A 16,910-nucleotide genomic window follows, 5' to 3' on the forward strand; every position below is an offset into this window, starting at 1 on the left:
TATAAGAATAATTATTTGAATATCGCAAATGAATAATTATTGATTTTTTATAGATAGCTTATTTGTTGAATATTATCGTTTTATCATATTGACGTTAAAAAAATATTGACTTTTTTTAAAAAAAATTTGCAGTTTAAAAAAAGTAGCTTACATTTGTCAACATAAAAGGCTAATGGCTTTTTCATAGGTTTAGGTTGGTTAAGGTTAAAACCCTCGTTTCTGCGAGGGTTTTCCTTTTTTTTCTAAAAACATCTTCTTAAATTTGGTCATAATAATTAATGTAAAATTTTATGACAACAAAATACAATCCTATTCCAAGCGAATTATTCGTAAAGAACAGAGCGAAATTTGTAAAAGCAATGAAACCTCGTTCTCTTGCTATTTTCAATTCTAACGATATTTATCCAATTTCTTCAGATTCTACGTTACCATTTGCACAACATCGTGATATTTTTTATTTATCTGGAGTTGATCAAGAAGAATCTATCTTATTAATTTTTCCTGACGCTTACGATCCTAAATATAAGGAAGTATTATTTGTTCGTGAAACAAACGATCATATTGCAGTTTGGGAAGGAGAAAAATTATCAAAAGCTCAAGCAACAGAAGTTTCTGGAATCAAAACTGTACTTTGGTTACAAGATTTACCAAATGTTTTGCGCAAATTGATGGTAGAAGCAGATAATGTTTATGTAAATAAAAATGAGCATTATCGCGTAACAGAAGCACCTCAAGTAGAAACGCGCGAAGATCGTTTTGTAAAACAATTGAAAGTAGATTATCCTGGACATACTTATTTACGTTCAAATCCTATTTTGCAACGTTTACGTTCTGTAAAAGAACCAGAAGAAATTCAATTGATTCAACAAGCGTGTGATATCACAGAAAAAGGTTTTCGTCGTATTTTAAATTTCGTAAAACCTGGAGTTTGGGAATTCGAAATCGAAGCTGAGTTTGTTCACGAATTTCTTCGTAATCGTTCAAAAGGTTTTGCATACACGCCAATTATTGCGTCTGGAAATAATGCAAATGTGTTGCATTATATTCAAAATAATCAAGAATGTAAAGACGGTGATTTGATTTTGTTTGATGTTGCAGCTGAATATGCAAATTATTCATCAGATATGTCACGTACAATTCCAGTTAATGGAAAATATACAAAACGCCAACGCGAAGTTTATGATGCAGTTTTACGTTGTAAAAAAGAAGCGGAAATGATGTTAGTTCCTGGGAATAATTGGTACAAATACCACGAAGAATTAGGAAAAGTTTATACGTCTGAATTGTTAGGTTTAGGTTTGTTGGATAAAGCAGATGTACAAAACGAAGATCCAGCTTGGCCAGCTTACAAAAAATACATGATGCATGGAACGTCTCATCATATGGGATTAGATACACATGATTATGGTTTATTGACTGATGATTTTGTGGCTGGAATGGTTTTCACAAACGAGCCAGGATTCTATATTCCTGCAGAAGGTTTTGGAATTCGTTTGGAAGATGATTATGTAATTCAAAAAGAAGGAAAACCTTTCAACTTGATGCAAAATATTCCGTTAGAAGCAGAAGAAATCGAAGATTTAATGAATAAATAATCTTTCATTATATTAAATGATAACAAAAATGGAACTCAATATTGAGTTCCATTTTTTATTTTAAAGAATATTCTTAATCATTTTCTGGCGCATCATGTGATGGAATATCATCTAAATCTAACATTTCTTTTGCAAGAGCAATCATACGTGGAGTTCCTGTGTGTTTATTTTTTTCGTCCGAAAGTTTTACAACACCAGTCCATTTTATATCTATCGAAGAAATTTCGGTTAATTTCATCACGATATTCATAGGTTTTAAATCAGTGTCATTTGTTAAGTTCGTTCCAATTCCAAATGATAATCCAATTCTTCCTTTGAAAGCTTTTGTAATCATTTCCACTTTTTCTGAATTTAATCCATCCGAGAAAATAATCGTTTTGAATAAAGGATTGATGCCCATTTTTTCGTAATGCGCAATTGTTTTTTCTCCAAATTCAATTGGATCTCCAGAATCGTGGCGAACGCCATCAAATAATTTAGATAGTTTTTTATCAAATTGTCCAAAGAAAACATCCGACGTATACGTATCTGTCAAAGCAATTCCTAAATCACCATAATAAACTTTTACCCAACGATCTAAACTGATTGAATTCGCAATTTTGAATCCGTAACGTGCACCATGAAACATAAACCATTCGTGAGCGTGTGTTCCAATTGGTTTTACACCATATTTATGCGCAAAGTGAACATTCGAAGTTCCAACAAAGCTTTTTCCTTTATGGTTTGTTAATTCTTTCATTACGACATCATGAACTTCGTAACTGTGACGACGACGGGTACCAAATTCCGCAACTGTAACGCCAAGACGATTGTATAAATCAACTTTATCGCTTGTACGTTTTGTGATTTCTTCGTTTGTGATGCGTTTTGCATTAGTTAATTTGTAAAAAACTTCACTAATTAAGCAAAGAATTGGAACCTCCCATAGAATTGTGCGGTACCAATATCCTTCTACGTGAACTTCTACATCAGCACCATTTTGAGCGATTTTTACTTCATTTGGATCATAACGATAACCTTGCAAAAAGTCTAAATAAGCAGGACTCAAATAAGGGCAATTTGTTGTGAAAAAGTCTTTTTCGTCTTTGGTTAAAGCAAGTGAAGCCATTGCATTGATTTCTTTTTGCAATTCTTCTGCAAAACCTTCAGGAAATTGATGTTCACCACGGTTAATGAATTTATAGCGCGCCATTACATCTGGATACAATTTTGTAACGCCAAATTGCATGGTGAATTTATAGAAATCGTTATCGATAATAGATTTTATTATACTCATTTTTTAGGTTTAATTCTAATACATTTTGAAATTTAAAGATAAAAAAAAACCATCAATGTAGATGGTTTTTGTAAGATTATCTTGTTTTGAAGATAATTATTTTGTTGTTCTTTTCTCGATTTTAGGTAATTCGAAATTGAAAATTATAGTTGCGTCTCTGTATGTTGAATATTCAGTTAACCCTGATCCAGAAACGTAGAATTTATTTCGTGCATAAGCTAAACGAGAAGGTAAAATAATTACACCTTGAAAGTTATACAAATCAGTTGTAGCACGTTCAGTTGTTTTAAAATGTTTCAATCCTTCAGCGAAATTTTTCAATTCGACATGTTCTCTTTTTACTCCATTTTTAATTTCTGTTTCAGTTGGGATAAAATAATAAAAACTAGGATCTTTCACAGCCGATCCATCTCCAGTATTTATACTTGAGGGATAAAATTGACCCAAATAACCATATTTTCTTTTATAATCTGTACTGTTTGTAGCTACAAAATATGTAGTAACTGAGCTTAGGTAAATTGAAGTACTATCATTAGATACAATAGTTTCTCCTGTTCCTTTATGATTAGGATTTTCGGCATACCAAATTCCTAAGTTATCTTGTTTTGCTAAACTTTTTAATGTTGGATAGGCATCATCATCGTTTCCTTTGATAGTATCGAACTTTTTAAGTTTTCCATTTTTAGGATTGAAGTAAAAATCTTCCATATATTGTTGAATCGCTTCATCATCTAAAGCATTACGTTCCTCAATTGGAATTTTAGTTTCTTTATTCACACCGTTATCATCATCATTATTACATCCTACTAAAATAGCAGAACATGCAATTAAAGTAACGAAGAATTTCTTTATCATGTTATTTCGATTTATATTGCGAATTTAGAAAAAATATTAGTTTAACCTAACAAATATTCAGTTTTAAATGAGATTAGATAAATTTCTTTGGAGTGTTAGATATTATAAAACCAGATCTTTAGCGGCTGATGCGGTAAAAAAGAATCGTGTAAAAGTGAATGGAGATGTTGCAAAAGCGTCGCGAGATATAATTCCTGGTGATGCGATTGAGGTGAGAAAAGATCAAATTAATTTATCTTTTAAAGTGTTGCAAGTGCCAAATAATAGAATTGGAGCTAAATTGTTAACCTTGCATATTGTGGATACAACGCCAAAAGAAGAATATGAAGTTTTAGAGCTTCGCAAGCTTTCGCAAGATTATTATCGTGAAAGAGGTGAAGGTCGACCAACGAAAAAAGATCGCCGAGATTTGGATGATTATTTAGAAGAAGGTGGAGAAGATACAGAAGGTATCATTATAAAAGGAGAAGATTTGGATTAATTCCAAATCTTCTCCTTTTTAAGATGTTTCATAATTTCGTCCAAAATCTCTAATGTACTTTGGTTTGAAATACTGATTGTATATTTTGCCTTTTCATAAAACTGATTGCGCTCAAACAAATGTTTCGCAATAAACTCCATCATTTCTTCATCAGAAAGATGAGCAATCAAAGGTCGAGTTTCTTTTTTATTTTCCAATCGTTTCACCAATTGTGGTAATTGCACACGCATAAAAAATGAAATTGAATTGTTGGCAATTTCATTCATATTATCGAAATAAACAGGAGTTCCACCGCCTAAAGAAAGCACAATGTTTGTTGAAGTCAGAACTTCTTTTAAGGCTTCTCGTTCTTTTTTACGAAAACCTAATTCGCCTTCTTTTTCAAAAATCTCACTAATTTTTGTTTGATATTTTTGTTCGATAAAATCATCAAGATCAATAAATTCGAAACCCAATGCTTTGGCTAAATCTTTTCCGGTAGTCGATTTTCCGCTACCCATATATCCTACTAAAGAAATAATCATGATTAGTCTACTGGTAAGTCTTCTGAATAAAAAATAGTTAATCTCGCATATCCATCAAACGTATCAATTTGATACGAATACGTATTTTCCAAACGTCTTGCATCATAACGTTCCACATTATAAGTTACTTGATAATCTTCGTTAGTAACGATTGAATTTGAATGATGATATTTAGATTTTGGCGCATCTTTTTTGATTTCTGCTCTATATTGATTCAAGAATTTAATAGGAAAAGAATATGTTAATTTATAAACAATCTCTTGTGAAACCTGTATTGCTGTTATTTTATTCAAAAACATTGTTCCTTGATTATTGTTTTTAATCTTCAAAGAATCTAAACGATCTGAATTTTGAATGTATAAATTTTTTCCAAGTTTAGAAACCTTGAAACAACGATCATTCAATTTTTGATGAATAATCTGTGGTTGATCTTTTATTAATTCCTTTAATTCTTTCAATGCAAAATTAGACAAATGTGCATCTTTTGTTTCCTGATTACAATTGTTTGCATATTCAGAATCGGGTACGTCTGCCTCTGGGTTGTCAGATTTTTTACACGACACTATCGAAAACAAAGCAATAATAATATATAGTATATTCTTCTTCATTCTAAAATTTCAATCTTTAAATAGCGTTCCGAAAATAATTTCGGTTCACATAGATTTAGATTTGCTGGATGACAAATATAGTATATAAATCATTTATCAAATATATAAAATGATGTTTCTATGGCTTATTTTTTCAGTTTTCTTATCCGAAATTCTATCTTTCAAAAAAAAACTAAAAATTTATCTAAATTTAAGTTCTTAAAACCGAAATGATTAATTAATAAATTGTAAAAAACTTCACAAAACGTTTGTTAAATTAGTATTAAACGCCCTATATTTGCACTCGATTTAAGAAACCGACCTGGTAGCTCAGTTGGTAGAGCACAACACTTTTAATGTTGGGGTCCTGGGTTCGAGCCCCAGCCAGGTCACTTAGTCAAAACGTTCTTTTTTATATAAGAAAAATAAAAACGTCTTTCGTTTTGTAAACTCAGATATAATCGTATATTTGCAGTCCGAAAAAACGGAGACCTGGTAGCTCAGTTGGTAGAGCACAACACTTTTAATGTTGGGGTCCTGGGTTCGAGCCCCAGCCAGGTCACAAACTTCTAGTTATTGAGAAGTCTAAAAACAGTAACAACTCCAAAACGGAGACCTGGTAGCTCAGTTGGTAGAGCACAACACTTTTAATGTTGGGGTCCTGGGTTCGAGCCCCAGCCAGGTCACAAACTTCTAGTTATTGAGAAGTCTAAAAACAATAACAACTCCAAAATGGAGACCTGGTAGCTCAGTTGGTAGAGCACAACACTTTTAATGTTGGGGTCCTGGGTTCGAGCCCCAGCCAGGTCACAAGAAGCCAAACAGAAATGTTTGGCTTTTTTTATGCAAAATAATTGAGGTCAACATGATAAATGTTGCGGTAAATAAATATCGTATTGTTTTCGATTAATTTATATTCTCAGTTACTTTGTTCAACCGATTTTAGTGATTATGAAGAAGAAAAAAACAGTTCTCTCAAAATTAATGAAAGTAGTCAAGATTACTGGATTTTCTTTGGGTGGAATTGCATTGGTTTTGTATGTTTCGCCTTATTTTTTTAAGGATCAAATTAACGAAGGTATAAAAAGCGTTGCCGAAAATTATGTAAAAACTGAAATTGAATTTAAGGATTTGGATATTTCGTTTTTCAATCATTTTCCTAAGCTAACGGTTACCCTAACGGATTCTTCAATCAAAGGTTCTACGCCATATCAAACCGAAAATTTAATCTCTGCGAAAGAAATTGCACTTGGTGTAGATGTCAAAACGTTGTTTGATGATAAAATAATTTTTAATGAATTATTTATTACAGATGCAGCGATTAATCTGAAAATAGATAGTTTAGGTCGTAATAATTTTGATATTGTTAAGCCTTCTGATGAGGTTGAAAAAGAAGAAGAATCGAGTGTAGGATTAGCGTTGAATAATTTTAAAATTGCTAATTCTAACTTTTTATACGATGATCAATCATCTAAAACCTATTTAAAATTAGATCAATTTGATTACGATGGACTGATAGATTTTACAGAAAATCAGTTAACATTAAATGCAAAAACGGATATCAAAAATGTCAATTTTAGTTTTGATGAGCAGAAATATGTTAAGAATTTACCTTTAAAAGGAAAAATCAATTCGAAAATTGATTTAAATAATTTATCTTTTTATTTTACTGAAAATAATCTCGAATTAGGTCAATTTCCTTTTTCGTTGAAAGGTTCTTTGTTGATGCCAAATGAAAGTAAAGTTTTTGATTTAACAATTTCATCAGAGAAAAATGATTTGCAATATATTCCTGCGATTATTCCAGAAGCGTATCAAGAATGGGCAAAAGACGTGGAACTGAAAGGTTCTTCGACGATTCTTTTCACGATGAAAGGGGTAATGAATTCGATGACGAATCAGAATCCAGATATTCATATTGATGCAAAAATTGATGATGGATGGATGAATTATAAGAAATCATCTTCTCCAATCAAAAATATAAATCTTGTTTCTACTGTTGATTTACAAGCGTTAGATCCTGATAAAATGCGTGTGAAAATGGATAATCTTGATTTCAAATTGTTAGATGGAACAACTAAAACTAATTTCACGTATTGGGCGGGAAAAACAATGTTTTCGGAAGGAATTATCGAGTCAAGTATTGATTTGGAAGCCTTGAAAAATGCAACAGGTTTCAATCAATTTGACGCAAAAGGAATTCTTGATATGGAAGGAAGTTGGAAAGGTTCAATCGTTCAAAATGCGAAAAATCCTTTAAAAAAAATTCCAACGTTTTATCTAAAAGCTAATCTTGAAAATGGTTATTTCAAAATGAATGAAATGCCTGCGGCTTTGGATCACATTAATTTGGATTTGACGATGAAAAATACAGATGGAAATATCAAAAATACGTCTGTTTTGGTTCATAAAATTGATGCAAAAGCGATGGATAATTATATGATTGGACGATTAGAATTGAAGAATCTGAATAATTTTCCGATTAATGCAGATTTTGGTGCTAAAATTCATTTAGAGGATATCTACAAAATTTATCCAATAAAGAATATTGATATGCGAGGCGATTTGCTTGTGAAAATGAAAGCAAACGGGACGTATGAGCCAAAACGTAAAAAAGTTCCGGTTTCTAATTCGGTCGTTATTTTGAAAAATGGTTACATCAAATTACACGAATATCCGAATTTACCTTTAGAAAATATTACGGTAGAAACGCATATAAAATCGGGTAGAGGTTCGTTTAACGATTTGTCAATAGATGTTTTGCCAATCAAATTTACGTTGGCAGGAAAACCATTTATGGTGAATGCAAATCTGAAGAATTTAAACAATTTAGATTATCGAATTCATTCAAAAGGTGAATTGAATTTAGCGAATATTTACAAATTATTTCCAATTGAAGGTTTAGATGTTGATGGATTAATTGAAACTAATTTTGGTGTAAAAGGAAATAATGGAGCGCCTTTGGAGAGTTTTCAAAACAAAGGTTTTGTGAAAATTCAGAACATTAAGATTAATACAAAATTCTTTCCGAGCAAATTTGTTATCAAGCAAGGAGATTTCCGATTTGAAGGAAGTCATTTGACTTTTAAAGATGTAAAAGCGCGTTATAAAAAGAATGTTTTTGTATTTGATGGAGATGTTTCGAATTACATCAATTATGCGTTAAAAGATAATGAAACATTAAAAGGAACTATTAATTTCAAAACAAATCGTGTCAATATTGATGATTTTATGGCATTTAATACCGAATCGACAGCGACTAATTCGGTTGCTGCGGAAGAAGGTGTGGTTTTGTTGCCAAAAAATGTAGAATTGTCGATAAAAGGTCAAGCAAAAGAAGTTTTATTTAAAGATATTACGTTGCAAAATTTCGAAGGAGATTTAGGTTTGAAACAAGGGAATCTTGAACTTCAAAATACGAAGTTTAATTTGATTGGTTCTGAATTTACAATGAACGGAAATTATGTGCCAACAAATGCGAAAAAAGCGAAATTTAATTTTACTGTAAAAGCCAATAACTTCGATATTCAGCGTGCTTATCACGAAATTACGTTGTTTAGAGAATTGGCAAGTGCAGCGGAAAAAGCGCATGGAAAAGTTTCGATGGATTATCAGCTCGAAGGTGATTTGGGCGCAGATATGTTCCCAAAATTGAAAACCATAAAAGGTGGAGGGAATTTTACGTTAGAAGAAATTAAATTTTTAGGATTTAAAGTATTCAATTCTGTTGCGGAAAAAACGTCGACAGACGCGTTGCATGATGCGAATGTGAAGAAAGTGACGTTCAAAACGAAGATTGAAAATAATGTAATTACAATAAACCGTACGAAATTTAAAATTGCAGGTTTTCGTCCACGAATCGAAGGTCAAGTGACATTAGATGGTTATATGAATCTTGGTATGCGACTTGGTTTGCCTCCGTTTGGGATTATTGGAATTCCGATCAAAATTACTGGTCCAGCAGATACGTTTGAGGTTGAAGTGGGGAAATATCATAAAGAAGATTTAAATGAAACGGATGACGAATTCGGTGAATATCAAAAATCATTAGAAGAAGAAAAAGCGAAGCAAGAAGCTGCTCAAGTCAAATAATAAAAGAAAGGGTTAGGTTTTGAAAATTTATCTTTAATCCGTTGTGTATTTTTAATTAAAATTTGTCAATTCGAGTGATTTTTAGAAATGAAATGAATAAAAATAGTATCGAGAATTAAGATGAATTTTATCTTCTAAAACCTTATTCTCGATACAAAATTCTTGCAGAATTTCACTCGAATTGACGGTTTAATTGCTAAAATTATCAAAATGCACAACGGGTCAACCTTTATTTTTGACAGCGTTTTGTTTATAATACATTGTCCTTGTCATCCAGAGTTTGTCGAAGGATAGCTTTATACAACATTAGAACTTAAATATATTATATAAAATCTTAATGAATGAAAATTAAACTATCTAAAACACAATCATATTTTTTAGGAATATTAGCAGTAGTTATTGTATGTGCTTTTATATATAGAGAAAAACAGAAATCATTTACAAATATTTTAAAAAAATCTAGATATACTATAGGTAATATTTCTAAAATAAATTATTATAAAGGAGATGATTACTATCATTATGAATATTATTACAATAATATCCTATTAGTTGCAGGAATAAGCGAGTCATCCTCAAATAACCTTTTTGTAGGCAAACGATATTTTGTAGTATTTGAAGAAGGTAATCCTGAGAATTCAATGCTGATTCCTTTCCTATTTGTGCCAGATAGTATAACAAAAGCACCAGCAGAAGGTTGGCAAGAACCGCCAATTCCTATAGATAAAAATGAAATAAAAAAGTTTTTGGATAGTTACTAAAAAGTGAGGATTATTATCCCAAAAGTTATTCATTCAATACACATAATACTACTTTAAATACTCTTCGATAAGCGCATCATCTTTTCGTAAAGAATTAGAAAAAGATTTGAGGGCGTATCTAAATCTCATTGTTGCAATGAAAGACGTTTCGGAATGGACGATTTTATATTTTGAATTGAATGAAATTGTAAAATCAGCAAGAAATAGCAGCTTATTTACTAATAAAAATGAAGAAGGTTAATGAATAAAATTGTACTTTTAAGATTCAAAATCAACTAAATCTGAAACTTGCAACTGCAATAAAAAATACCTCGTGGTGGAAAATACTACTTTTCCTTGTTTGGCTTTACTTCTTCGGATTAATGCTGCAAATCACGTTGCGTTATATTCCGATTTCGTCGGATGTTTCTTTTTTAGCCATCAAACAAGATGAGGTGACAACAATTCCAAGTTATTTAACCATTTTTTACATTCACGTTTATTCAGCAATATTTACATTGTTTTTTGGAATTGTTCAATTCATTAAAATTACCAATCAACAAATCAGAAAAATTCATCGGCTTCTCGGTAAATTTTATTTTTATATTACTGTTTTATTTGCTGCGCCGAGCGGAATTTATATTGGGTTTTATGCAAATGGAGAATTAATTGCGAAAACTGCTTTTGTAATTCTCGGTATTCTTTGGTGGATTTTTACTGTGATTGCAGTTGTTAAAATTAAGCAGAAAGATATTCAATCGCACCGAAATTTTATGCTTCGTAGTTATGCGTTGGCTGTTTCTGCACTTACGTTACGCGCTTGGAAAGTGATTTTGGTTTATTTTTTTCATCCTGCGCCCATGGATGTTTATCAAATTATAGCATGGTTGGGATTTGTACCTAATTTATTGCTCGTAGAATATTATATTTATAAAACTAAACAATCTAAAATATGAAAAAAATAGGACTACTTATTTGCACTACGCTTGTTGTTTTTAGTTGTAAAGAAGACAAAAAAGATGCCGTTAAAAATAATGATATTAATGATACAATTTCATCGATTCATATCGAGCCAACGCAAGAAGATATCGGGCTATGGTCTGGTATTTTTGAGGCAGATTCAGTTGATTATGATAAAGGTGATAATTGGTCGCTTCGAAACCGAATTAGTATTGTTATTCAGAAGATTAATAACAATAATACTGTCGAAGGGTATAGTGTTTCGGCTGGAAATATAAGACCATTTAAAGGTGATTTGGTGAAAGAAGGAAACTCACGTTATGTGATGGCGAATGAACCAGGCGATCAAAAATATGATGGAACATTTAAGTTTAATATTTCTGAAAAAGATGATTCAATTTATGGAATTTGGATTTCGAAACGAAAAGATTTACCTGTACTTTCTCGAAAATTTAGTTTGAAAAAAACAACGTTTAACTATGATCCTAAAAATATTTTAATTCAGCCAAAATATGGTGTAGATGAAGAATATGCGGATGAATACGATAATGTAGATTGGGTGAATTCTAAAAAGAAAAAATATGACGAATCAGATGGAGAAGAGTATTTTGTAGATGTGCAACGTGCTGCTTCGGATGAAATTTATAAAATAAATGGATCAACGCAAAAGTTGACGGAAAAACAACTGAAAAATTTACATAAGTTAGATTTAGAAATTATTCGCAATACAATTTATGCGCGTCATGGCTATTCGTTTGCGAATCGTGGTGCACGTCAATTTTTTGATTATGTAGATTGGTATGTGCCTTTGTATACAAATGTTGAGGATAAATTGTCGTCAATCGAAAAAGATAATATTGCGTTATTAAAGCGTTTTGAGAAATATGCAACCGATAATTATCAACAATATGGACGCTAAAATTTAGAATTTTGATTAAGATAGAATGAGTTAAAACTCAATCCGAAAATAGGATAGCAGGATTATCATTTTGCTTTATAGGTTAAATTGAAGAATACAATTGTTTTTACTCGATAAAACCTTTGTTCTGAAAGAACTTTGCAGAGCAAACCAAGAAAATTTTGTTTGTTGTGTTTATCAATTTAGGCTCGTTAGCTTAGCTGGTAGAGCACGAAACTCTTAATTTCGGGGTCCTGAGTTCGAGCCTCAGACGAGTCACGAAAAAACTGCTATACTTTTGTGTAGCAGTTTTTTTTGTTTTTTATAATTATGATTAAGAATTATAGGTGAAATCGTTAAAATTTTTCAATGAAAAAATAGTTTTCATTAATCAATCTGCAAATAAATCAACGTTTTACTAAAAAGTATTCAGTAATATTAAATTTTTCTAAATTAATTATTGCTAAAATTAAATAAAATCAAAAGTATAGTAATAAAAAATAAATTTGTCGTAAATTTGCACCCATAATTTTCAAGGATGCAAAACATTAGAAATATTGCGATTATCGCACACGTTGACCACGGTAAAACTACATTGGTTGACAAAATTCTTCACAGCGGAAACGTTTTTAGAGAAAACCAAGAGTCTGGTGAATTAATCATGGATAACAATGATATCGAGCGTGAGAGAGGGATTACGATCTTTTCTAAAAATGCTTCGGTAGATTATAAAGGTGTAAAAATCAATGTGATTGACACTCCTGGTCACGCGGATTTCGGTGGAGAAGTTGAGCGTGTGTTGAAAATGGCTGATGGGGTTATCTTATTAGTAGATGCTTTCGAAGGACCAATGCCACAAACGCGTTTCGTTTTGAGTAAAGCATTAGAATTAGGTTTAAAACCATTAGTTGTAATTAACAAAGTTGACAAAGAAAACTGTCGTCCTGATGAGGTATATGACAAAGTTTTCGAATTATTCTTCAACTTAGATGCAACAGAAGAGCAATTGGAGTTTCCAGCATTCTATGGTTCATCTAAACAAGGATGGTTCAATACAGAAAATGTACGTGTAGACGATATTTCTCCATTAATGGATGGTATTCTTGAACATGTTCCTGCTCCAGAAGCTTACGAAGGTTCTTTACAAATGCAAATTACATCTTTAGATTATTCTAAATTCTTAGGACGTATTGCAGTTGGTAAAGTAAGCCGTGGTGTTATTAAAGAAGGGGATTGGGTTGCTTTAACAAAACCTGATGGAACGTTCAAAAAACATAAAATCAAAGAATTATATACATTTGCTGGTTTAGGTAAAGTAAAAGCTACTGAGGTAAAAGCGGGTGATATTTGTGCTGTTGTTGGTATCGATGGTTTCCAAATTGGAGATACAATTGCAGATCCAGAAAATCCAGAAGCATTACCAGTTATGCATATCGACGAGCCTACAATGAATATGTCTTTCGGAATTAACAACTCTCCATTCTTTGGTAAAGATGGTAAATTTGTTACTTCTCGTCACTTAGTAGAGCGTTTAGAAGATGAGTTAGAGCGTAACTTAGCTTTACGTGTAGAGCCAACAGAAGATTCTAATACACAATTAGTTTACGGACGTGGTATCATGCACTTATCTGTATTAATCGAAACGATGCGTCGCGAAGGTTATGAGTTAACAGTTGGGCAGCCACAAGTAATCTTAAAAGATATTGATGGTGTAAAATGTGAACCATATGAAACATTAGTAATTGATGTTCCAGATGATTATTCTTCTAAAGCAATCGACTTAGTAACTCAACGTAAGGGTGATTTATTAGTTATGGAGGCGAAAGAAGGAATGCAACACTTAGAATTCGAAATTCCATCTCGTGGATTAATCGGATTACGTTCTCAAATGTTAACTTCTACTGCTGGTGAAGCTGTAATGGCACACACTTTCTTAGAATATAAACCATTCAAAGGAGCAATCGCTGGTCGTTCTGCAGGTGTAATTATTTCAAAAGATCAAGGTACATCAACTCCTTATTCTATTGATAAATTACAAGATCGTGGAAAATTCTTTATCGAGCCAGGTGAAGAAGTTTACGAAGGAATGATTATCGGAGAGCATTCTCGTAACAATGACTTAGTAGTAAACGTAGTTGAGGCTAAGAAATTAAATAATATTCGTGCAGCTGGTAAAGATGATTCATCTTCTATCGCTCCAAAAACAGAAATGACTTTGGAAGAATGTATGGAATATATCCAAGCTGATGAATGTATCGAGGTAACTCCAAACTTCATCCGTTTACGTAAAATTCACTTAAAAGAAGTAGATCGTAAACGTTTCGAAAAATCAATGAGCTAATCATTTGAAATTATATATAACAAAAAACCAGAAGTTAATCTTCTGGTTTTTTGTTTTAAATAGATTCGATTTTATTTTTAAGTGCTTTAATTGCGAAATTTAATTCATCTTTAGAAGCGTTATATTCTACTATTTCACCTTTAATTTTGAATCTCGAAACATTAAAACCTTCTTCAATATCATTGTACCAAATCAAATAATTTTCGCATAAAGCAACGACCCAAAAATTATCCTCAATAACATCATTACATTTCCATATTTCAGGAGAGATTTTAATTTCATTCCAAAATAATAAAGTTTCGTCTTCCATATTTTGTTCCGAAAAATAAATTTCGAGCACCAAATCCTTTTTTGGGAAATTTATCCAATTATCCATTAATAAGTACTTTTTAATAAAATCCAATCTTCAAATTTTTGGATTTGAGTTGAATTTGGTTCAGTCCATTCGATAATATACCAATAACTATCAGAAGGAAGTGTTTGCCCATTCAGTTTTCCATCCCATGTATAATTATTAGCTTCAGAACCTGTAAATAATAATTTTCCTTTTCGATTATAAATGACAAATTTCGGATTGATTTTACTTTTTAATTGAGAATAATCCAACACATCATTTTTACCATCACCATTTGGAGAAATAAAATTGATTAGTTTAATCAGCGAAAATTCTTTCGAAATAGGCGTACAATTAGCCGCAGATTTTACATAAACTGTATGAATTCCTAAAGTTACATTTGTGAAAATATTTGAAGATTGAAAAGCACCATTATCCAACGAATACAGATATGGCGGTGTAGATCCAGTAACTTTTATAGTCACCGTAGAACCTTGAATTTCGATGGATTGAATAATTGGATCTTCGGCTTCAATAACTTTTACTTCTTGGGTATAAAAACAACCATTTAATCCTAATTTTACATAATAAGTTCCAACAGAAACATTTGTAATAGATTGATTTTTATTACCATTATGCAACCATTCGTAAGTGTCAAATCCTGTACTTGCATCCAAAGTAGTCGTTGTTCCTTTGCAAATTGTAACATCTTTTAAGGTTGATGATTTTCCAGATTGTTTGAAAATAAAATGAATTGGAGCAACATTTTCGCATAAACCATTTTGTTTAAATCTTACCCAAAATGTTTGATCTGAATTTATTATTTGTGTCGCGCTGATTGCATTTCGACTATTTTTTGCATCAGCTTCGCTTAAATAATAAGTTGGAGATCCGTATATATTCGTAATCAAGTCATCAATATAATCGGATAAAACAATTTCTTCATCGTTACTTAAATCCTCGTCACAAATTTCTATTGGAGGAATTATGTTTGCAATACTTAGATTATTTAATGTAAAAGTAATTTTTTTTATAACTGGATCACAAGTCCCGATTTGAACACGAATCCAAACTTCTTTAGATGTCTGAATTCCATTTAGTTCAAAATTCGTTATTCCTGCAGAAATATTATCTTTAGCATCTTGTTCGGTATCAAAATATTTCACTTGATGAGCAGAATAATAATCTTCTACAATTCGATCAGTATATTCGTCTAAATTTATTTGTGTTTTTCCATCTAAATCATCATCACAAATAGAAAAACGATCTTGATAAATTTGCGGTTCTTCTTGTACAGAAACATTAATATGACCTTTCAAAGAACAACCAGTATTCAATGTGATTTCTACTTCGTAATAACCTGTTTCATTTACCACTAATGTTGCATTTGTTTCACCACTAATTTCCACACCATCTTTGTACCATTTATAAGCTGTAGCATTTGTAGTTGTCGCATCTATTGTTTCAGATTTTCCAGGACATAATACAACATCAGAACCTAAACTTTTTGATCCTACAAAACTTCCAGCTTTCAAGAAAACAGCAGAATCATAAAGGCCATAACTATCTCCATGGTCAGCAATTACCAATTTTATGTGGTATTTTACGCCTGCTACAATTTGTGCATTTGCTTTCAAAACTTTTGTTTGTCCATTGAAATTTGTTGGACTATTCCTAGAATTAAACCCTCCAAAATATTCTTGGAAACTTTTACATCTATCTGCTCCATTAATTGTTTTAGTTGTTACAGGAATAGTTGTATTTGGAATTAATGCAATGTTTTGATAAGGTTCAGAATTATCTGCTTTTTTGATTAAGAAGGCAAAAGCATCAGAATAATCACAATTATCAATTCGATATTCTTCTGAAAGAAACATGTACTCGAAACTAATTTGATCTGTTGTAAGGTTTGATACAAAATCAAATTCGAGAGATGTAGCATTTAAAATTTTGTCATGAGGTAAATTAGATTGTATCAAAATATCAATTAAGTCTTGATCTCCTCCCCAATTAATTCCATAAAAACTTTGTAAAGTAGCATTTGGACCTTCAGCAGCTTTTGCTTTTCCAGTAGATAAAATAATTCCTTCGGAAAGATCAAAATTACTAGTTCCTTTTGTAAAATAACCATAGCTTATTTCATCATAAGATCTATTGTATCCAGAAATATTAATATTAGAAATAGTAATACAACCTGTGTTTGTTCCAATAAATTTATCAATTAATT

General features: G+C 31.4%; 13 protein-coding genes and 5 tRNA genes. 12 read left to right on the forward strand and 6 right to left on the reverse strand.

Features of this window, described 5'->3' with window-relative positions:
• Positions 1–290: 290 nt before the first annotated feature.
• A complete protein-coding gene (locus N5D03_RS04555; RefSeq protein WP_280051041.1) occupies positions 291–1,595 on the forward strand; it encodes a Xaa-Pro aminopeptidase in 1,305 nt (434 codons plus the stop codon).
• 73 nt (positions 1,596–1,668) lie between these two features.
• On the opposite strand, the gene pncB is transcribed toward N5D03_RS04555, so the two are convergent.
• Both pncB and N5D03_RS04565 read right to left on the reverse strand, forming a co-directional pair.
• On the reverse strand, positions 1,669–2,871 hold the full coding sequence (gene pncB / locus N5D03_RS04560; protein ID WP_280038007.1) for a nicotinate phosphoribosyltransferase: 1,203 nt from the start codon (positions 2,869–2,871) through the stop codon (positions 1,669–1,671).
• Positions 2,872–2,967: 96 nt separating this feature from the next.
• Positions 2,968–3,726: a hypothetical protein gene (locus N5D03_RS04565; RefSeq protein WP_280051042.1), complete on the reverse strand. Its 759-nt coding sequence runs from the start codon at positions 3,724–3,726 to the stop codon at positions 2,968–2,970.
• Between the two features lie 67 nt (positions 3,727–3,793).
• Between N5D03_RS04565 and N5D03_RS04570 the strand changes: the two genes are divergently transcribed.
• Positions 3,794–4,207, forward strand: a complete 414-nt coding sequence (locus tag N5D03_RS04570) for an RNA-binding S4 domain-containing protein (RefSeq protein WP_038334500.1) — start codon at positions 3,794–3,796, stop codon at positions 4,205–4,207.
• On the opposite strand, the gene N5D03_RS04575 is transcribed toward N5D03_RS04570, so the two are convergent.
• On the reverse strand, positions 4,204–4,731 hold the full coding sequence (locus N5D03_RS04575; RefSeq protein WP_280051043.1) for a shikimate kinase: 528 nt from the start codon (positions 4,729–4,731) through the stop codon (positions 4,204–4,206). The two genes, N5D03_RS04570 and N5D03_RS04575, sit on opposite strands and share 4 nt — an antisense overlap.
• Positions 4,732–4,733: 2 nt before the next feature.
• Positions 4,734–5,339 carry a hypothetical protein gene (locus N5D03_RS04580; RefSeq protein WP_115001390.1) on the reverse strand — a complete coding sequence of 202 codons (606 nt, stop codon included), beginning with the start codon at positions 5,337–5,339 and terminating at the stop codon, positions 4,734–4,736.
• Positions 5,340–5,637: 298 nt separating this feature from the next.
• Between N5D03_RS04580 and N5D03_RS04585 the strand changes: the two genes are divergently transcribed.
• From N5D03_RS04585 to typA, 10 genes are all read left to right on the forward strand, one after another.
• Positions 5,638–5,710: transfer RNA gene (locus N5D03_RS04585), tRNA-Lys, on the forward strand.
• Between the two features lie 97 nt (positions 5,711–5,807).
• A tRNA-Lys gene (locus N5D03_RS04590) sits at positions 5,808–5,880 on the forward strand.
• 51 nt (positions 5,881–5,931) lie between these two features.
• Positions 5,932–6,004: transfer RNA gene (locus N5D03_RS04595), tRNA-Lys, on the forward strand.
• A 51-nt stretch (positions 6,005–6,055) separates the two neighbouring features.
• Positions 6,056–6,128 (forward strand) — tRNA-Lys (locus N5D03_RS04600).
• Positions 6,129–6,302: 174 nt separating this feature from the next.
• Complete coding sequence (locus tag N5D03_RS04605; protein WP_280051044.1) at positions 6,303–9,410, forward strand: AsmA-like C-terminal region-containing protein; 3,108 nt, start codon at positions 6,303–6,305, stop codon at positions 9,408–9,410.
• Positions 9,411–9,751: 341 nt separating this feature from the next.
• Entirely contained in the window at positions 9,752–10,171 is a 420-nt protein-coding gene (locus N5D03_RS04610; RefSeq protein WP_280051045.1) for a hypothetical protein, read from the forward strand.
• Positions 10,172–10,533: 362 nt separating this feature from the next.
• A complete protein-coding gene (locus N5D03_RS04615) occupies positions 10,534–11,106 on the forward strand; it encodes a DUF2306 domain-containing protein (RefSeq protein ID WP_280051046.1) in 573 nt (190 codons plus the stop codon).
• Positions 11,103–12,029 carry a YARHG domain-containing protein gene (locus N5D03_RS04620; RefSeq protein ID WP_280051047.1) on the forward strand — a complete coding sequence of 309 codons (927 nt, stop codon included), beginning with the start codon at positions 11,103–11,105 and terminating at the stop codon, positions 12,027–12,029. The genes N5D03_RS04615 and N5D03_RS04620 overlap by 4 nt, the downstream gene beginning before the upstream one ends.
• 185 nt (positions 12,030–12,214) lie before the next feature.
• Positions 12,215–12,287 (forward strand) — tRNA-Lys (locus tag N5D03_RS04625).
• A 259-nt stretch (positions 12,288–12,546) separates the two neighbouring features.
• Positions 12,547–14,349 carry a translational GTPase TypA gene (gene typA / locus N5D03_RS04630; RefSeq protein WP_221854374.1) on the forward strand — a complete coding sequence of 601 codons (1,803 nt, stop codon included), beginning with the start codon at positions 12,547–12,549 and terminating at the stop codon, positions 14,347–14,349.
• 55 nt (positions 14,350–14,404) lie between these two features.
• Here the strand turns inward: typA and N5D03_RS04635 are convergent, their stop codons facing one another.
• Positions 14,405–14,725, reverse strand: a complete 321-nt coding sequence (locus N5D03_RS04635; protein ID WP_280051048.1) for a hypothetical protein — start codon at positions 14,723–14,725, stop codon at positions 14,405–14,407.
• Positions 14,725–16,910, reverse strand: a 2,186-nt coding sequence (locus N5D03_RS04640) for a choice-of-anchor L domain-containing protein (RefSeq protein ID WP_280051049.1), incomplete at its 5' end; no start/stop codon positions are given. The genes N5D03_RS04640 and N5D03_RS04635, both read right to left, overlap by 1 nt.

It is taken from the genome of Empedobacter sp. GD03861, assembly GCF_029840885.1.
GTDB classification, from domain to species: domain Bacteria; phylum Bacteroidota; class Bacteroidia; order Flavobacteriales; family Weeksellaceae; genus Empedobacter; species Empedobacter falsenii_B.